The organism is Citrobacter sp. Cpa228 (assembly GCF_030333085.1).
Classification (GTDB): Bacteria; Pseudomonadota; Gammaproteobacteria; order Enterobacterales; family Enterobacteriaceae; genus Citrobacter; species Citrobacter pasteurii.
The window spans coordinates 293,459-312,559 of record NZ_JAOWGQ010000031.1 but is presented as its reverse complement, the minus strand read 5'-3'; the positions used below and the strand labels follow the sequence as shown (position 1 = coordinate 312,559).

16 protein-coding genes and 3 pseudogenes are annotated in these 19,101 nt (G+C 51.4%); 10 read left to right on the top strand and 9 right to left on the bottom strand.

All coding sequences use genetic code 11. From position 1 onward, the window contains the following. Positions 1 to 131: 131 nt before the first annotated feature. Positions 132 to 290: pseudogene (locus OGX91_RS02640) on the bottom strand (IS3 family transposase); the annotation flags it as partial. Further along, the gene (locus OGX91_RS02635; RefSeq protein WP_286625376.1) at positions 284 to 577 is read right to left on the bottom strand and encodes a YciI family protein; all 294 of its coding nucleotides are present in this window, start codon (positions 575 to 577) and stop codon (positions 284 to 286) included. The gene OGX91_RS02635 and the pseudogene OGX91_RS02640, both read right to left, overlap by 7 nt. A 208-nt stretch (positions 578 to 785) precedes the next feature. Between OGX91_RS02635 and OGX91_RS02630 the strand changes: the two genes are divergently transcribed. After that, entirely contained in the window at positions 786 to 1,400 is a 615-nt protein-coding gene (locus tag OGX91_RS02630) for a YagU family protein (RefSeq protein WP_040231974.1), read from the top strand. A 66-nt stretch (positions 1,401 to 1,466) separates the two neighbouring features. Beyond that, positions 1,467 to 1,568: pseudogene (locus OGX91_RS24150) on the top strand (DinI-like family protein); the annotation flags it as partial. 111 nt (positions 1,569 to 1,679) lie between these two features. On the opposite strand, the gene OGX91_RS02625 reads toward OGX91_RS24150, so the two are convergent. Further along, entirely contained in the window at positions 1,680 to 1,937 is a 258-nt protein-coding gene (locus OGX91_RS02625; RefSeq protein WP_286625375.1) for a tail fiber assembly protein, read from the bottom strand. Between the two features lie 207 nt (positions 1,938 to 2,144). Between OGX91_RS02625 and OGX91_RS02620 the strand changes: the two are divergent. From OGX91_RS02620 to potD, 3 genes and pseudogenes are all read left to right on the top strand, one after another. Beyond that, a pseudogene (locus tag OGX91_RS02620) lies at positions 2,145 to 2,270 on the top strand (phage integrase Arm DNA-binding domain-containing protein); the annotation flags it as partial. Positions 2,271 to 2,453: 183 nt separating this feature from the next. Further along, a complete protein-coding gene (gene potC, locus OGX91_RS02615; protein WP_003030794.1) occupies positions 2,454 to 3,233 on the top strand; it encodes a spermidine/putrescine ABC transporter permease PotC in 780 nt (259 codons plus the stop codon). Between the two features lie 24 nt (positions 3,234 to 3,257). Then, positions 3,258 to 4,304, top strand: a complete 1,047-nt coding sequence (gene potD / locus OGX91_RS02610; RefSeq protein ID WP_005121082.1) for a spermidine/putrescine ABC transporter substrate-binding protein PotD — start codon at positions 3,258 to 3,260, stop codon at positions 4,302 to 4,304. A gap of 99 nt (positions 4,305 to 4,403) precedes the next feature. On the opposite strand, the gene cobB is transcribed toward potD, so the two are convergent. The 5 genes from cobB to lolC form a co-directional block, all read right to left on the bottom strand. Further along, positions 4,404 to 5,225 (bottom strand): Sir2 family NAD+-dependent deacetylase, encoded by an 822-nt coding sequence (gene cobB / locus OGX91_RS02605; protein ID WP_286625374.1) that lies wholly within the window; start codon positions 5,223 to 5,225, stop codon positions 4,404 to 4,406. 15 nt (positions 5,226 to 5,240) lie between these two features. Beyond that, a complete protein-coding gene (gene nagK / locus OGX91_RS02600) occupies positions 5,241 to 6,152 on the bottom strand; it encodes an N-acetylglucosamine kinase (protein WP_040231969.1) in 912 nt (303 codons plus the stop codon). 144 nt (positions 6,153 to 6,296) lie between these two features. Next, positions 6,297 to 7,541: a lipoprotein-releasing ABC transporter permease subunit LolE gene (gene lolE, locus OGX91_RS02595; protein WP_005121085.1), complete on the bottom strand. Its 1,245-nt coding sequence runs from the start codon at positions 7,539 to 7,541 to the stop codon at positions 6,297 to 6,299. Continuing rightward, positions 7,541 to 8,242, bottom strand: coding sequence for a lipoprotein-releasing ABC transporter ATP-binding protein LolD (lolD, locus tag OGX91_RS02590; protein WP_003832278.1), 702 nt, complete (start codon positions 8,240 to 8,242; stop codon positions 7,541 to 7,543). The genes lolE and lolD overlap by 1 nt, the downstream gene beginning before the upstream one ends. Beyond that, positions 8,235 to 9,434, bottom strand: a complete 1,200-nt coding sequence (lolC, locus tag OGX91_RS02585) for a lipoprotein-releasing ABC transporter permease subunit LolC (protein WP_149691651.1) — start codon at positions 9,432 to 9,434, stop codon at positions 8,235 to 8,237. Before lolC ends, lolD begins: the two co-directional genes overlap by 8 nt. A gap of 259 nt (positions 9,435 to 9,693) precedes the next feature. On the opposite strand from lolC, the gene OGX91_RS02580 reads away from it, so the two are divergent. From OGX91_RS02580 to ldtC, 3 genes are all read left to right on the top strand, one after another. Then, complete coding sequence (locus tag OGX91_RS02580) at positions 9,694 to 10,758, top strand: acyltransferase family protein (protein WP_149691730.1); 1,065 nt, start codon at positions 9,694 to 9,696, stop codon at positions 10,756 to 10,758. Positions 10,759 to 10,876: 118 nt separating this feature from the next. Further along, positions 10,877 to 14,323, top strand: coding sequence for a transcription-repair coupling factor (gene mfd / locus OGX91_RS02575; protein WP_286625373.1), 3,447 nt, complete (start codon positions 10,877 to 10,879; stop codon positions 14,321 to 14,323). A gap of 148 nt (positions 14,324 to 14,471) precedes the next feature. Beyond that, a complete protein-coding gene (gene ldtC / locus OGX91_RS02570; RefSeq protein WP_199947510.1) occupies positions 14,472 to 15,437 on the top strand; it encodes a L,D-transpeptidase LdtC in 966 nt (321 codons plus the stop codon). A gap of 85 nt (positions 15,438 to 15,522) precedes the next feature. Here the strand turns inward: ldtC and bhsA are convergent, their stop codons facing one another. Further along, positions 15,523 to 15,780 carry a multiple stress resistance protein BhsA gene (gene bhsA / locus OGX91_RS02565; protein WP_040231961.1) on the bottom strand — a complete coding sequence of 86 codons (258 nt, stop codon included), beginning with the start codon at positions 15,778 to 15,780 and terminating at the stop codon, positions 15,523 to 15,525. Between the two features lie 243 nt (positions 15,781 to 16,023). On the opposite strand from bhsA, the gene comR reads away from it, so the two are divergent. Then, complete coding sequence (comR, locus tag OGX91_RS02560; protein WP_040231960.1) at positions 16,024 to 16,659, top strand: TetR family copper-responsive transcriptional repressor ComR; 636 nt, start codon at positions 16,024 to 16,026, stop codon at positions 16,657 to 16,659. Between the two features lie 252 nt (positions 16,660 to 16,911). Beyond that, positions 16,912 to 19,092, top strand: a complete 2,181-nt coding sequence (locus OGX91_RS02555) for a TonB-dependent siderophore receptor (RefSeq protein WP_040231959.1) — start codon at positions 16,912 to 16,914, stop codon at positions 19,090 to 19,092. The last annotated feature ends 9 nt before the right edge of the window (positions 19,093 to 19,101 follow it).

Genomic DNA, 19,101 nt, shown 5'->3' with positions numbered 1-19,101 from the left:
CCCAGGGGACATAGTCGTAATTTGAGGAATCCATATCAGCGACCACACAGCCTGTTAACATCACTACACTCGCTAATACCACCTTGCTGATCTTCAAAAATTGCTCCCTGAGATAAAGCCATCATCGGATATCATGGACTGACACCGCCGAGATAGCTGTGGCGCCGCGATCGATTGTTGAACAGTTCAACGTGATCGAAGATATCCGCCCGGGCCAGCGCCCAGGCTTTATAGATGCGTTTTCTGATACGTTCTTTTTTCAGCGAACTGAAGAACGATTCTGTCAGAGCATATTTTCCAAAAACTGAGCTTTCATACTGGCCTCGAAGGGAATTATGTCGACTTTAGCGATATTCAACTTTTGGAATGGATCCTGGCTGAGGCGCTCTTCTAATGATTCAAGGCTGTCGCATTTCGCAAGTATGACCCCTCCATCACGAGGAACTCTTCTTCCTGATGCCAAAAAGACACCATCTGCATAGCCTTTCTTAAGCCACTCAACATGCGCTAGAATTTGAGCGTCAACTTCCTCTAGCGGCTTTACATAAGTTAAAACAACAACATAAATGATACTCATCCTATAATCCTTATAGAAGGAAGGTATTAGGATGATATCACCCTGCAAAATAAGGAGAAAGTAACCTGATAGCTTCCAATCATTTTAGGGATCCCTGTTACTAACTCATGAGCAGAACATACAGCCACATACAATTCTTTACATTCATTGTTTTTTATGAATACTACTTAGTGATTACGTTAATGTAATGAAATTCAATGGATGAAATATGAATATATTTGAACAAACCCCACCTAACCGCAGACGTTATGGCCTGGCTGCTTTTATCGGGTTAATCGCCGGTATCGTATCAGCATTCGTTAAATGGGGGGCTGAAGTACCTTTGCCGCCCCGTAGCCCGTCTGATATGTTTACTACCGCATGTGTTCCGGAATCATTAATCCGAGCGGCGGGACAAATTGATTGCTCCCGCAATTTTCTGAACCCTCCATATATTTTTCTGCGAGACTGGATGGGACTTGCAGATCCTAACGCAGCGGTCTACACCTTTGCCGGGCATGTGTTTAACTGGGTTGGTGTAACACACATCATTTTTTCTATTGTGTTCGCCGTAGGCTACTGTGTAGTTGCAGAAGTTTTTCCCAAAATTAAACTCTGGCAGGGGTTGTTGGCTGGTGCATTAGCCCAGCTTTTCGTACATATGATTTCCTTCCCTCTCATGGGACTGACCCCTCCTCTCGCTGACCTTCCATGGTATGAGAATGTATCCGAAATTTTTGGTCATTTAATCTGGTTCTGGTCCATCGAAATTATTCGACGAGATCTACGTAACAGGATTACTCACCAACCGGATCCGGAAATCCCTTTGGGGACAACCCGCTGATACCATCAATGAGATAGTAAAATGGCGCATATACAGCGCCATTTTTAGTATCTATGCTGAATACCACCAGCGATCAACACTGACGCCAGCAAGCATGAGAAAGGGTAGATAAGCCGGATAGTCCAGGAAATGTTTGGAGAGGCTGAGTTTTGGTTGGTAAATGAATAAAACCCGTGATTTTATGTGAGTCGACACCTCTTAATTCGTCTGTACTATTTTTCTGGAGTCGCGGGCCAGACAGGTTTTGTCGTATCAACCCGTATCAACGGCATCCTGCCGCTATGAAATTTCTGTATCAGCGACTGATTTCAGTGTCTGTCGTTTCTGCCCGGCGCGTTCCTGTTGCTCATCTTTTGTTAATTCCGGGTACGGCACCAGAACAGGAAAACCATTATCATCGGACTGAATCCGACCATTAATTTGGCTGTCTAAAATTCTCTGGCCTTCGTCATCGCTGATATGCACAAAACTCCCCGGGATTTTGTCATCGGGAGTGTTGTCGCCATAAAATCCGTCATTCAACGTGCAATACTTCATACAACCCCCTTACCAATTGCGATACAAGAAAGGGTGGTAGCGATCACCGAAGATTTAGAGTCTGCAGAAAGAATTCTGGCTCCTGCTGCCGTGCTATTTGATAACTCCCACCCGACAGTATTCACCCCTTCAGTACCTGAAGAAATATCTGACGGTACAACCAGATATGGTGTGCCAACAAAAGCATGTGGAAACTGAACATTGCCTGTATCCGAGCGACTATATCGCGCACAAGGCATTGATACCAAAACACTACCAGGCCATCAAGTGCAGGCAACAACAGATCGCTATAACGACACTCGCGGTCAGGAATGGGTAAGGCTGGTCATTTAAATGGGCATTTTTTCCCGATCACCTGGAAAATTGTTGTAAAATTCGCGGCCTTAGTGATGGCCGCTTATTTTTGGTTGTCTGTTTTGGTGGGAAGTTTTGGAGAGATTTTGGAGAAGAGAAAAAGTTGATTATTTTCAATGCTCTGAAAGCATCCCGCCTTCTGAACAAGAAGGTGGAACTCGAATGATCGGTCGACTGCTTCGCGGCGGTTTTATGACCGCTATCTACGCGTACCTGTATATTCCAATCATCATTTTGATTGTGAACTCCTTTAACAGCTCGCGCTTCGGCATTAACTGGCAAGGCTTTACCACCAAATGGTACGGCCTGCTGATGAACAACGACAGTTTGCTTCAGGCGGCACAGCACTCACTGACGATGGCCGTGCTCTCCGCGACCTTTGCCACACTGATCGGTTCACTGACTGCGGTCGCCTTATATCGCTACCGTTTTCGCGGTAAACCGTTCGTCAGTGGCATGCTGTTCGTGGTGATGATGTCGCCGGATATCGTGATGGCAATTTCGCTGCTGGTGCTGTTTATGCTGATTGGCATTCAGTTGGGCTTCTGGTCGCTGCTGTTTTCACATATCACGTTCTGCCTGCCTTTTGTGGTAGTAACGGTCTACTCACGTTTGAAAGGCTTTGACGTACGTATGCTTGAAGCAGCAAAAGACCTGGGTGCCAGTGAAGTGACTATTCTACGCAAAATCATTCTGCCACTGGCCATGCCTGCGGTGGCTGCCGGTTGGTTACTGAGCTTTACGCTGTCGATGGATGATGTTGTCGTTTCGTCCTTCGTTACCGGGCCGGGCTATGAAATTTTGCCATTAAAAATCTACTCAATGGTTAAAGTCGGTGTATCACCAGAAGTGAACGCACTGGCAACCATTTTGTTGGTTCTGTCGCTGGTTATGGTGATCGCCAGCCAGCTTATTGCACGTGATAAAACCAAGGGCCGTTGAGGCCTTTCATTCAGGGGACGTTAAATGAAAAAATGGTCACGCCACCTGCTCGCGGCGGGTGCTCTCGCACTGGGCATGAGCGCCGCTCACGCTGATGATAACAACACGCTTTATTTCTATAACTGGACCGAATACGTTCCGCCAGGGCTACTGGAACAGTTCACTAAAGAGACCGGGATCAAGGTTATCTATTCGACCTACGAGTCGAATGAGACCATGTACGCCAAGCTCAAAACCTACAAAGACGGTGCGTACGATCTGGTGGTGCCTTCCACCTATTACGTCGACAAAATGCGCAAGGAAGGCATGATCCAAAAGATCGATAAGTCGAAGTTAACCAACTTCCACAACCTCGATCCGGAAATGCTCAATAAACCGTTTGACCCGAACAACGACTACTCAATTCCTTATATCTGGGGTGCGACGGCCATTGGTATTAACAGTGACGCTATTGATCCAAAAACCGTGACCAGCTGGGCTGACCTGTGGAAACCGGAATACAAAGGCAGCCTGCTGTTAACGGATGATGCCCGCGAAGTATTCCAGATGGCGCTACGCAAGCTGGGATACTCCGGGAATACCACCGACCCGAAAGAGATTGAAGCCGCGTATAACGAACTCAAGAAGCTAATGCCTAACGTTGCAGCCTTCAACTCCGATAACCCGGCTAATCCGTATATGGAAGGCGAAGTTAATCTGGGGATGGTGTGGAACGGCTCTGCATTCGTGGCGCGTCAGGCGGGTACACCGCTGGAAGTCGTCTGGCCGAAAGAAGGGGGTATTTTCTGGATGGATAGCCTGTCTATTCCGGCAAATGCCAAAAACAAAGAAGGTGCGCTGAAGCTAATTAACTTCCTGCTGCGCCCGGATGTCGCGAAAGAAGTCGCGGAAACCATCGGTTACCCGACGCCAAACCTGGCGGCACGTAAGCTTTTAAGTCCGGAAGTGGCTAACGATAAAACCCTGTATCCGGATGCAGAAACCATCAACAAAGGGGAATGGCAGAACGATGTCGGTTCCGCCAGCGCCATCTATGAAGAGTATTATCAGAAGCTGAAAGCAGGACGCTAATTGCCCTCCTCGTAGGCCGGATAAGACGCGCCAGCGTCGCATCCGGCGCATCATCACTGCCCGATGGCGCTGCGCTTATCGGGCCTACGCCATCCGTGCTCACAGACCTTTCAATAACTTCTCTACAAACTCAGGCACCACCTGGCTTGCCGGACCGTAATACTTTTCTTCAAACTCGCTACCCACCTGGCTTGGCTCAAGATTTAACTCCACCGTATGCGCCCCATGCAGACGCGCTTCGTGGACAAAACCCGCGGCCGGATAAACATGCCCTGACGTGCCAATGGCAATGAAAACATCTGCCATCGCCAGTGCCATATAAATTTCATCCATTCCCAGAGGCATTTCGCCAAACCAGACAACGTGCGGTCGCAGAGGGGCTGGGAACTGGCAGCAATGGCATTTGTCTTCTGGCGTGACGTCCCCTGTCCAGTCTAAAATCTGCCCGCTTTGCGAACAGCGAACCTTAAGAAGCTCGCCGTGCATGTGGATAACGTTCTGACTTCCCGCACGTTCGTGCAGATTATCGATATTTTGCGTTACCAGTAGAAAGCGATCACCCAACTCGGCTTCGAGTTTTGCTAACGCAATATGCGCCGCATTGGGCTGGATTTCGGGTTGCTGTAACTGGTGGCGGCGGGCGTTATAAAATGACTGAACCAGCCCAGGATTACGGCTAAATCCTTCCGGCGTTGCCACATCCTCAACCCGATGTTCTTCCCAAAGACCATCCGCAGCACGGAAGGTACGAATCCCTGACTCAGCGGAAATCCCCGCGCCAGTCAGAACTAACACCCTTGGTTTTTCCACCAACTCAGGCACCACTATGTCTCTGAAAAAGATCCGTTGACGCAGGCGATCGCGCAAATGGCGTTTATTTTTACGAAAACGGCTTAATCGATGACCCCGACGCGACAGCATAACAACCTCTTTGTATTAATCGGTAAGATGTAGGAAAGCGGCTCCGCGCATCCCACCCGCATCACCGTGTCGTGCCTGCTCAATACGCGGCACACGGGCAACGGGCAGTAAATGACGTGGCAGCCTGCCCGCCAACTGCGTCGTAATAGCGGTAAAGTTCGACAAGCCACCGCCAATCACCACTAAATCTGGATCGACGATAGTCAGGATATTCCCCAGGCAAACGGCCAGCAAATCCAGATAACGCTCTACATGTGCACGCGCATGCTCATCGCCTTGCTCCCAGAGGGCGATAATTTCACGGGCATCCAGAGGTTGATGGTAGTAATGCTGGTACAACCATGCAAATCCGCCACCGGAAAGATAGCTTTCGATGCACCCCAGTTGACCACATCCGCAACGACGCAGTGGGAAATCAAATCCCATCAACGTCAACGCATCAACAGGCAAACGGATATGACCGAACTCGCCGGTAATATAGCTACGTCCGGTGATAGACTTTCCGTTAAGCACCAGGCCACCACCGACACCGGTGCCGAGGATTAAGCCCATCACTAACGGATACTGGGTGAACCCATCGTCCCAGGCTTCGGAGAGTGCAAAACAGTTGGCATCATTATCCAGACGCACATCACGATCCAGTCGTGCGCTGAGATCGGCCCGCAGCGGTTTGCCACTGGCAGCAGGAACGTTAGCCGCGTACAGCGTGCCGTCTTCGGTCTCAGGCATGCCAGGAATACCAATCCCTACTGAACCCTTAACGCCAAAGCGCTGGTCCGCCTCCGTCACCAGAGCGCACACCGCATCAAGGAAAGCGTCATAACTGTCACGCGGCGTAGGGACACGTTTCTCCCACTGCAAACGACGGTGATTATCGAAGACGCCTAACGCAATTTTTGTCCCGCCAATGTCAAACCCGTAATACATCACCGCTCCTTGATACACGTCTTCCTTCATGCTGCCTCTGCGTTGGTTGCACCCTCACGCCCAGTCACATCGTTGTTTATGCGTCTGGTGATTATCGGGCTTGCCGCCTTGGGACAGCATGAATGCCTGGTGTATATCTTGTTGTTATTGGCCGCTAAGTACTCTTGCAGGGTCAATATTGCTGGCGCGACGCGCCGGATACCAACTAGCCAAAAGACTCAGCAACAATGCTGTCACCAACACGTAAATCACATCCAGCCAGTGCAATTCAGATGGCAGGAAGTCAATAAAATAAATATCGCCCGAGAGGAACTGATGGCCGATAAGCGCCTCAATACCATTGATGATCGGTGTGAGCTGCAGAGAAACAACAACGCCAATAACCACACCTATCAGGCTACCGAACAGACCCGCCAGCAGTCCATACCAGACGAAGATGGCGCGGATCAGCCCGTCTTTCGCCCCCAGCGTTCTTAATACCGCAATATCGCCGCTTTTGTCTTTTACCGCCATCACTAACGTGGAAACGATATTAAAGCAGGCTACACCAATCACCAGCACCATCGCCAGATACATAATGGCGCGAATCATCTGGATATCGCGATACATATAGCCGTAAGTACCGATCCAGCTCTTAATATAGACATAGTTGTTGGTCACTTCACCAGCGTCTCTGACCAACTTATTGGCGTTAAAGACATCGTTGACCTTCAGGGCAATCCCGGAAACGCTGGAGCCCATATCCAGGTACTGCTGCGCATCTTCCATTGGGATCATGGCAAAGCTGTGATCGAGCTGACCGCTCAGTTGCAGAATACCGGTAACGTGCAAACGCACGCGTTTAGGCTGCTGTAACTTATGATCCGCACTGGCGTTAGGGATCATAATTGACACCCAATCCCCCTGCTTCACCTTCAGCGCGTCGGCAATACCCTTGCCAATGATTATCTGCTGCTCACCGGCTTTGAAATTATCCCAGGCATGGTTCTGCACGAAGGATGGCAACGCGCTCAAGCGTTGTTCCTGCTGCGGATCAACGCCCTTCACCTGTACTGCACGTAGATTCGCCCCACTCTCCACCAGCCCGGTAAAGTTGATATAAGGCGCCGCAGCGGCAATACCAGGCACTTTCTGAACTTTATCGAGTGCTTCCTGCCAGTTGTTCCACGGCTGATTTACGGCTTCAATCTCACCGTGCGGAACCACGGCCAGAATACGGTTGTTCAGCTCTCGCTCAAATCCGTTCATCGCGCTTAGACCGACGATCAACACCGCCACGCCCAACGCAATGCCGACGGTAGAAATCACGGAAATCAGCGACACCATGCCGCCGCGCCGCCGACCACGGCTAAAACGTAACCCAATCAATAACGATAAAGGCGAAGCCATTACTCTGCTCCCATCAGGCTCAGTTCGGCCGTCAGGCGACCATCGCGCATTTCAAGCTGGCGGCTCATGCGCTTCGCCAGTTGCAGATCGTGCGTCACAACCAGAAATGCTGTGCCCTGAGAACGGTTCAGCTCACCCAGTAACTCAAAAATACTGTCCGCGTTACGCGCATCAAGATTACCTGTTGGCTCATCTGCCAACACCAGACGCGGGTTATTCACCAGCGCACGGGCAATCGCCACACGTTGACGCTCGCCGCCTGACAGTTCGGACGGACGGTGGCTGGCACGGTGATCCAGCCCAACCGCTTTCAGCATGTCACGTGCGCGCTCGGTAATTTCAGCCGGCTTCTTCTTACCAATCAGTAGCGGCATCGCCACGTTTTCCAGCGCGGTAAAGTCTGGCAACAAATGGTGGAACTGGTAAATGAATCCGAGCTTCTGATTACGCAGTTCCGCTTTCGCCGCTGACGAGAGTTTGCTCATCGGCTGACCGCTAAAAATGACATCGCCGGAAGTCGGTGTATCCAGCCCGCCGAGCAGATGAAGCAATGTACTTTTGCCGGAGCCTGAGCTGCCGACAATCGCCATCATCTCACCCTCGCCGACGCAAAAACTGACATCGTGCAGAACATCAGTCTGCACCGTGCCTTCCTGATAGCGTTTGCACAGGTTGTCGCATTGCAACAGGATCTTATTCATAACGTAAAGCCTCAGCGGGTTGAGTGGCGGCAGCGCGCCAGGAAGGATAAAGCGTAGACAGCAGCGCGATTGCCATTGCCACCAGTGCAATGACGATCACCTGCAACGGCTCAATAGCGACAGGCAACGCGGCACCGTCCAGCAGCACGCCGATAATCGGCATCAGGTTGTTCAGTTGGCTGGCAAGCAACGCGCCCAGCACAGCGCCCAGCAGCGCGCCGATAATTCCGGCACTGGCCCCCTGAACCATAAACACCATCATTATTTGCCGCGGCGTGAGCCCCTGCGTTTGTAAAATCGCCACTTCCCCTTGCTTCTCCATTACCATCAAACCCAGCGAGGTAATAATATTAAACGCCGCTACCGCTACGATCAGGCTCAGCAACAGCCCCATCATGTTTTTTTCCATCCGCACAGCCTGGAACAGCTCACCTTTACGCTCGCGCCAGTCCTGCCATTTGGTGCCTTGCGGCAACGTTTGTTGACTCAGCGAATCAACCTTGAGCGGTTCATTTAGCCACAGACGCCAGCCGGTGATATTGCCTGCCGGATAACGCATCAGACGTGACGCATCCTGGATGTTGGTCAACATCTGATAACCATCAACTTCACTATTGGCGGCAAAAGTGCCAATCACCGTAAACAGACGCTGGCTCGGTAAGCGTCCCATTGGCGTAAACTGACTGGCAGAAGGCACCATCACGCGAATTTGATCGCCGCGGTTCACACCTAACTGTCCGGCAAGCTGCTCACCGAGGATGACATTATACTTACCCGGTTCGAGATCTGTTTGCTTCACATTGACCAGATACGGCGTTAACGGATCTTTTTGCGCCGGGTCGATGCCCAGCATCACCCCTACCGCCACGCTACGCGCGCTCTGCAGGACCACATCGCCCGTTGTTAGCGGCGCAACACGGTTGACGCCGTTCAATACCACGGCTTTTTCCGGCAACTGCTGCGGGTTAAGAGAGCCTTGCTCAGCCGAGAGAACGGCCTGAGGCATCAGGCCAAGAATATTGTTTTGCAGCTCGCGCTCAAAACCGTTCATCACCGACAACACCGTGACCAGCGCCATTACCCCGAGGGTAATGCCAATGGTGGAGAGCCAGGAAACGAAGCGACCGAAGCGATCTGCTGCACGCCCACGCATATAACGCAGGCCGATGAATAGAGCGACAGGTTGGTACATGAAATCCGTCTGGTTGCTGTTAGCAAAGTCACGAGTATATAAGCGAAAGCGGGATGGGTAAATGACTGAACCGTAAGTGTTCGTCAGCATTGTTCTGAAAAGTATAACCAAATCAATTCGCTAAAGTTTCCACTTTGCCCTCATCCATTTTCCTGATCTTTATCTTAAAAAAATAAAAAGCAGACGGTTACGCATTACAGTGAACGCAGGGTTTTGCAGGATGGCAAGCTATCTCACACAATATGGATACGCCACTGCAATGAATAAAAAAGAGTTATGGATTAATCAAATCAAAGGGTTATGTATTTGTCTGGTGGTCATTTACCACTCAGTCATTACCTTTTATCCCCATCTCACTACCTTTCAGCATCCACTCTCACAGGTGCTAACCAAATGCTGGATCTACCTCAATCTGTATCTGGCACCGTTTCGCATGCCAGTCTTTTTCTTTATTTCGGGCTATCTGATCCGCCGCTACATTACAAACGTCCCGTGGACAACCTGTGTAGACAAACGCATCTGGAGTATTGCCTGGGTGCTGATACTGTGGGGAATCGTGCAATGGCTGGCGTTGACCACGCTCAATAACTGGCTGGCTCCGCAACGCGACCTGGGCCATGCGGCCAATGCAGCCTATGCCGGTTCGGTGGGAGACTTTACCCGGGGAATGCTCACAGCCAGTACCAGTCTGTGGTATCTGTATGCGCTGATTGTCTATTTTGTCCTGTGTAAGATCTTCAGCCGCTGGGCCTTGCCGCTACTGGTGCTGTTTGCATTCCTGAGTGTGGCAATCAACTTTTTCCCGACCCCATGGTGGGGGCTGAACAGCGTAATACGTAATCTGCCATACTACAGCCTCGGCGCTTGGTTTGGCACAACGCTGATGATGTGGATCAAAGATGTTCCCCTGCGCCGCCATTCTGTGCTTTTTCTGGTTAGCACAATCGTCGCCGCCGTCGCGTGGCTGGCAAATGTCTCACTATTGCTTTCTCTTCTTTCCATTGTGCTGATCATGAAGCTGTTTTATCAATTTGAGCTCCGCTTTGGTATGCGCACGTCCAGTCCGTTAAGCGTGATTGGTGCCAATACCATCGCCATCTACACTACCCACCGAATTCTGGTGGAACTGATAAGTTTAATGCTGCTTCCCAAACTCAATCATACCGCCTGGTCCGCAAACGTAGAGCTGGCCCTGCTACTGGTGTATCCGTTCGCCTGCTTACTGTTGTGTACGCTGGTCGGACTAATGGTTCGAAAAATTTCACAAAAAACCGTTGCCGACCTGCTCTTCTCCCCGCCGTCTTTCTCCACCGTTCCCCGCTAAACCTTACGCGCTTTTTGCCCCCATCCGGGGGCGAAGAAATTTGCTTATGAGAAACGATCACGGATAATAAAGAACATTGCTTATCAGACGTATATCCAAACGAGATCCTGACAACCGAATGCCTGAACAACATCGTTACACGCTTCCAGCAAAAGCTGGCGATCAGCGCCAGTTGGGTGAACTTACCGGTGCCGCCTGCGCGACGCTGGTCGCAGAAATCGCCGAACACCATCCGGGACCAGTGGTGCTTATCGCGCCGGACATGCAAAATGCCTTGCGTCTGCATGATGAAATTCGTCAGTTTACCGACCAGATGGTGATGAATCTGGCTGACTGGGAAACGCTGCCCTATGACAGTTTTTCCCCACATCAGGAAATTATCTCCTCGCGACTCTCCACGTTGTATCAACTGCCTGCGATGCAACGCGGTGTGCTGATCGTACCGGTCAACACGTTGATGCAGCGCGTCTGTCCGCACAGCTATCTACACGGCCATGCACTGGTGATGAAAAAGGGTCAGCGCCTGTCGCGTGATGCCCTGCGTGAGCAACTGGACTGCGCCGGTTATCGCCATGTTGATCAGGTCATGGAACACGGTGAATACGCCACGCGTGGCGCGTTGTTGGATCTGTTTCCGATGGGCAGCGAATTGCCTTATCGCCTGGATTTCTTTGATGATGAAATCGACAGCCTGCGCCTGTTTGATACTGACACTCAGCGCACGCTGGAAGAAGTCGACGCCATTAATTTGCTGCCCGCGCACGAATTCCCGACCGACAAAACGGCCATCGAACTGTTCCGTAGCCAGTGGCGCGACACCTTTGAGGTGAAACGCGACGCCGAACATATTTATCAGCAGGTCAGCAAAGGTACGTTACCTGCGGGTATTGAATACTGGCAGCCGCTATTTTTCAGCGAGCCGTTGCCGCCGTTATTCAGCTACTTCCCGGCCAATACGCTGCTGGTGAATACCGGCGATATCGAGACCAGCGCAGAGCGTTTCCAGGCCGATACCCTGTCACGTTTTGAGAATCGCGGCGTTGATCCGATGCGCCCACTGCTGCCTCCTGAATCACTGTGGTTGCGGGTGGATGAGCTGTTTTCTGAACTGAAACGCTGGCCGCGCGTCCAGCTCAAAACCGAAAGTCTGGCAAACAAAGCGGCAAACACTAATCTGGGATTCCAGAAGCTGCCGGACATCGCCGTACAAGCGCAACAGAAATCGCCGCTGGATGCGCTGCGTAAATTCCTGGAAACCTTCAGCGGCCCGGTCATTTTCTCGGTAGAGAGTGAAGGTCGCCGTGAAGCACTCGGCGAGCTTCTGGCTCGCATCAAAGTCGCGCCTAAACGTATTTTACGCCTTGATGAAGCCGCCGACAGCGGTCGTTATCTGATGATTGGTGCGGCAGAACATGGTTTCATTGATACCAAACGCAACCTGGCACTGATTTGCGAAAGCGATCTCCTTGGTGAACGTGTGGCTCGCCGCCGCCAGGATTCCCGCCGCACGATTAACCCGGATACATTGATCCGAAACCTCGCGGAGCTGCATCCGGGGCAGCCCGTTGTGCACCTTGAGCACGGCGTGGGTCGCTATGCCGGGATGACCACGCTGGAAGCCGGCGGCATCACCGGTGAATACCTGATGCTCACCTACGCCAACGACGCCAAACTGTATGTGCCGGTGTCGTCGTTGCATCTGATCAGCCGCTACGCCGGTGGCGCGGAAGAGAATGCGCCGCTGCATAAACTTGGCGGCGATGCCTGGTCACGCGCCCGGCAGAAAGCCGCCGAGAAGGTGCGTGATGTCGCGGCGGAGTTGCTGGATATTTATGCCCAGCGCGCGGCGAAAGAAGGTTTTGCCTTTAAGCATGACCGTGAGCAGTACCAGCTATTTTGCGACAGCTTCCCGTTTGAAACCACGCCCGACCAGGCACAGGCGATCAACGCGGTGCTCAGCGATATGTGTCAGCCGCTGGCCATGGACCGTCTGGTGTGTGGTGACGTCGGCTTCGGCAAAACCGAAGTGGCGATGCGCGCCGCATTTCTCGCCGTCGAGAACCACAAACAGGTGGCCGTTTTAGTGCCGACCACCCTGCTCGCCCAGCAGCACTTCGACAACTTCCGTGACCGCTTTGCCAACTGGCCGGTACGCATTGAGATGCTGTCCCGTTTTCGTAGCGCCAAAGAGCAAGCGCAGATTCTGGAGCAGGTTGCCGAAGGTAAAATCGATATTCTCATCGGCACGCACAAACTGCTGCAAAGCGATGTGAAACTCAAAGATTTGGGTCTGCTGATTGTCGATGAAGAGCACCGCTTCGGTGTCCGTCACAAAGAGCGAATTAAAGCAATGCGCGCCGATGTCGATATTCTGACGCTGACCGCAACCCCGATCCCGCGCACGCTCAATATGGCGATGAGTGGCATGCGCGATCTGTCAATTATCGCCACACCGCCAGCGCGTCGTCTGGCCGTCAAAACCTTTGTGCGCGAGTATGACAATTTGGTGGTTCGCGAGGCTATCCTGCGTGAAGTGCTGCGCGGCGGGCAGGTCTACTATCTGTTCAACGATGTTGAAAACATCCAGAAAACCGCTGACAGGCTGGCAGAGCTGGTACCGGAAGCGCGTATCGGGATTGGACACGGGCAAATGCGCGAACGCGAGCTGGAACGCGTGATGAACGATTTCCACCATCAGCGCTTCAACGTGCTGGTGTGTACCACCATCATCGAAACCGGGATCGACATTCCCACCGCGAACACCATCATCATTGAACGTGCCGACCACTTCGGTTTGGCGCAATTACACCAGCTACGCGGCCGCGTGGGACGTTCACACCATCAGGCCTATGCGTGGCTGTTGACGCCGCATCCGAAAGCAATGACCACCGATGCACAAAAACGCCTTGAGGCAATTGCATCACTGGAAGATTTAGGGGCAGGTTTTGCGCTGGCCACTCACGACCTCGAGATTCGCGGCGCGGGGGAACTGCTGGGTGAAGATCAGAGCGGTTCGATGGAAACCATCGGCTTCTCACTGTACATGGAACTGCTGGAGAACGCGGTTGATGCGCTAAAAGAGGGACGCGAACCGTCGCTAGAAGATCTCACCAACCAGCAAACTGAAGTCGAGCTGCGGATGCCTTCGCTACTGCCAGATGACTACATCCCCGATGTGAATACGCGACTGTCGTTCTACAAGCGGATTGCCAGTGCGAAAGGCGAAAACGAGCTGGAAGAAATTAAGGTCGAGCTGATAGACCGTTTTGGTTTGTTGCCTGACCCGGCCCGTACGCTGCTGGATATTGCCCGTTTGCGCCAGCAAGCGCAAAAACTGGGCATCAGAAAACTCGAAGGCAATGAAAAAGGCGGGACGATTGAGTTTGCCGAGAAGAACCACGTCAACCCGGTGTGGCTGATTGGCTTACTGCAAAAGCAACCCCAACACTTCCGTCTGGATGGCCCAACCCGGCTGAAGTTCATGCAAGATTTAGCAGAGCGTAAAACCCGTATCGACTGGGTACGTCAGTTTATGCGTCAACTTGAAGAAAACGCCGTAGCGTAGCGTTCCGGCCGGGTGAGCGCGGTGCTTGCCCGGCCGATGAATTTACAAACTCTTTGCACTTCCCTGCACTTCCCGACACAGCAAACCGCCATAATTCCTGTTTACTTTTACATTATAAAAACCACGTAAAAACAATGGATTTATGGTGATGTTAAACAAGAAACAACTCTCTCGCTGGCTAACGCTTTTTACACTCGCGGCGACCGTCGCGTTAGCGCTTCCGGCTCAAGCGAATACCTGGCCGCTCCCGCCGCCTGGCAGCAAACTGGTGGGTGAAAATGCCACTCACGTTGTCGAAAACAACGGCGGATCGCTGGAAGCCATTGCGAAAAAATACAACGTCGGCTTTTTAGCGCTGCTGCAGGCTAACCCCGGCGTCGATCCATACGTACCTCGCCCGGGCAGTGTTTTAACCATCCCATTGCAAACTCTGCTGCCAGATGCCCCACGCGAAGGGATTGTCATTAACCTCGCCGAACTGCGTCTTTACTATTACCAGCCAGGGACAAAATCGGTGACCGTGTATCCCATTGGCATTGGCCAGTTAGGCGGCGACACCCTGACGCCAACAATGGTCACCACCATCTCTGATAAGCGTGCCAACCCGACCTGGACACCAACGGCGAATATCCGCGCACGGTATAAAGCCAATGGTATCGACCTCCCTGCCGTAGTACCTGCCGGGCCGGATAACCCGATGGGGCATCATGCTATCCGCTTAGCTGCTTACGGCGGTGTGTATTTGCTGCATGGAACCAACGCGGATTTTGGCATCGGTATGCGTGTCAGTTCCGGGTGTATTCGCCTGCGTGACGGTGATATTGAAACCTTATTCCGTCAGGTTACGCCGGGAACCAAAGTGAACATCATCAACACGCCGATTAAAGCCTCCGTTGAACCTAACGGTATGCGCCTGGTTGAAGTACACCAACCGCTGTCAGTAAAGATTAATGACGACCCGCAGTTACTGCCAATCATGTTGAATTCATCAATGCAGAACTTTAAAAATGCGGCACAAACAGACGCAGTTGTGATGGAGCATGCAATGGAGCTACGTTCAGGTATGCCTGTAGACGTGACACGCCACCACGATGTTCCTGAACAAACGCTGTAAATTCAGGTCATAAAAAAACCCCCGCCGGTTTGTTCCCGCGGGGGTTTTTTATTGAATTCGCAGTGGCATAGCGAGGGTTTACAACTTATTTGTAGATAACTGCCGTCCCGTGAAGAGTGTTAGGACCGGTAACAGAAGTAATACGGAATGACTTCGCACCCATTTCATCTGCTTTCTGTGCCAGTTGATCTTCCAGAGAACCTAAGTTAGTCCCGGCGTTGGCAGAGATAATACCGACTTTCTGTTGGCCTGCCGGTGTAGCCTGAACTTCAACAGCGGCAAAGCTTGCAAATGAAAGTGAGCTCAGGACAGCAGCGACAAAAAGAGTTTTTACGTTTTTCATGATAGTTACCTTTAGCAGATGAATGTGTGCCGTAAGCGATTAACTTAACGATCGATAGGTAAATCATAGATGTGATCCAGGTCACACGTCAATATTTTTTTATAACGATTGTTATTTAAAGCACAAAGGCCTTATTTTTCATATTAATAGCATTAAATTATTTTTAGGGTGAATGCACTGGAGTGTCTGCGCGATTATTTTTATAATGGTTATTCAATAAACCCAACCAGGTACAACGGCACCATGACAACTGAAACGACAAGTTGTGTAAAAAAAAGCCGTGGCCGACCAAAAGTGTTCGACAGGGAAGCCGCGCTTGATAAGGCCATGACACTCTTCTGGCAGCACGGATATGAAGCGACATCGCTCGCCGATCTCGTAGAAGCAACCGGGGCAAAAGCGCCTACGCTGTATGCGGAGTTCACCAATAAGGAAGGACTGTTTCGTGCCGTGCTGGACCGCTATATCAGTCGATTCGCGGCAAAACACGAAGCCCAACTTTTTTGTGAAGAAAAAAGCCTCGAATCTGCACTCGGGGACTATTTCACCGCAATAGCGACCTGCTTCACCAGTAAAGACACGCCTGCGGGATGTTTTATGATTAACACATCCGCTACGCTGGCCGCCTCCTCCCGGGACATTGCGCACACGGTTAAATCCCGTCACGCCATGCAGGAGCAGACGCTGGCTCAGTTTCTGCATCAACGACAGGAAAAGGGTGAAATACCGGCACACTGCGATGTACAAAAGTTGGCTGAATATCTGAACTGTGTTTTGCAGGGTATGTCGATCAGCGCCCGCGAAGGAGCCACATTCGAAAAATTGATGCAGATCGCGCACACCACGTTACGATTGTGGCCTGAACTGATTAAAGATTAACCCTTTCCACACGACTCACGTCTTAATGTCATCACCGGGAGCTTATGCTGCTCCCGGTAGAATTTCCGCACATTACCCACACATTTTTCATTGTTTTCATCATCTTATCCGATCATTTTTTGTAAAATATGTTGATAACAAAAATTATTATCAGCAATATTCGCATTTGTTTTAACGCCTGTTACACAATGTAACCATCGGTTTCTCTACCGCCCTAACAAAAACAGACCGACTTTTTTAAAAGGAACACAAATGCATAAGCGTCTCTGGGTGCTCAATCCTCTCCTGTTATCTTTAACTCTGCCGGCTATTGCAGCTGAGGAAGATAATCTCATCGTCAGCGCCAACCGGAGCCAACGCACCGTGGCAGAGATGGCGCAAACGACCTGGGTTATCGAAGGAAGCGAGATTGAACAGCAGGTTCAGGGGGGGAAAGAGTTTAAGGATGTTCTTGCTCAGTTGATCCCCGGAATCGACGTCAGCAGCCAGGGACGAACCAACTACGGGATGAACATGCGTGGTCGTGCCATCGTGGTGCTTATTGACGGTGTTCGTCTTAACTCTTCCCGCACCGACAGCCGCCAGCTCGACTCCATTGATCCGTTTAATATTGCACACATTGAAGTTATCTCCGGGGCAACATCGCTGTATGGCGGCGGAAGTACCGGTGGTTTGATCAACATCGTCACCAAAAAAGGTCAGCCTGAGCGTGAAGTCGAACTCGAGCTGGGCAGCAAAAGCGGGTTCAACAACAGTAACGATCATGACGAACGTGTTGCCGCCGCAGTTAGCGGAGGAACCGACCGCGCATCCGGACGCATGTCTGTCGCTTATCAACGGTTTGGGGGGTGGTATGATGCCAACCACGACGCCTTAATGCTCGATAATACCCAAACCGGTCTGCAGCATTCCGATCGTCTGGATCTGATGGGTACCGGGACGATTGAGCTTGATGACAACCGCCAGCTGCAGCTGGTTACGCAGTACTACAAAAGCCAGGGCGATGACGACTACGGACTGGATCTCGGCAAGAACATGTCTGCCGTGACGGGAACCGGCAACGCTAATACCAGCAGCGGTCTCAATTCCGACCGTATCCCCGGCACGGAACGGCATCTGATCAGCCTGCAATATTCCGATGCTAATTTCTTCGGCCAGAATCTGGTCAGCCAGATCTATTACCGTGACGAATCACTTAAATTCTATCCTTTCCCTACGCTGAGCAAAGGTAAGGTCACCAGTTTCTCCGCATCACAACAGGATACTGACCAGTTTGGTGCCAAAATCACCCTCAACAGCCAGCTGATGGAAAACTGGGAACTGACATGGGGTATCGACGCCGATCACGAAACATTCGATTCCAATCAAGAATTCTTCGATCTGGCTTATTCCCTCCCCTCTGGCGGTATGGATAACCGAACGGCCTACACCACCGGGCGCTATCCCGGTTACAGCATCACCAACTTTGCGCCTTTCCTGCAAAACAGCTACGACATTAATGACATCTTTACGCTCAGCGGCGGTATCCGCTACCAGTGGACTGAAAACCGCGTTGATGATTTTGTCGGCTATACGCAGCAACAAGGCATCGCAACGGGTCTGGCGAACTCTGCTGATAGTATCCCGGGTGGCAAAACAGACTATGATAACTTCCTGTTTAACGCGGGCATCCTCGCACACCTGACCGATCGCCAGCAGACCTGGTTCAACTTCTCTCAAGGTGTGGAACTTCCCGACCCTGGAAAATACTACGGCAACGGTACCTACTCGCTGGTTGGCGATCATTATCAGCTCCAGCGCAGTGTTAACGTAGCGGATTCACGTCTGGAAGGCATTAAAGTTAACTCTTACGAACTGGGGTGGCGCTACACCGGCGATAACCTGCGTACACAGCTCGCCGCTTACTATTCCATATCTGATAAATCGATCGTCGTTAACCGCAACGATATGACCATTAACGTACAGCCCGACGATCGCCGGATTTATGGCCTTGAAGGCGCGGTGGATTATTTCATTGCTGATACGGACTGGAGCCTGGGAAGTAACTTCAACATCATTAAATCGGAAGTGAAGCAAAACGGTAAATGGCAAAAATGGGATGTCACTCTGGCTTCGCCGTCTAAAGCAACAGCATGGGTTGGCTGGGCGCCGGAACCGTGGTCGCTGCGAGTACAGAGTCAGCAGACGTTTGACCTGAGCGACGCCAGTGGCAACAAGCTGGATGGGTACAATACGATGGACTTTATCGGCAGCTATCAGCTCCCGCTGGGTAAACTGACCTTTAGCGTTGAGAACCTGCTGAATGAAGAGTACACCACCCTTTGGGGACAGCGTGCACCGTTACTCTACAGCCCGACTTATGGCAGTCCATCCTTGTATGAATACAAAGGTCGGGGTCGCACCTTTGGTTTGAACTATGCCTTAACCTTCTAATAAAAAAAG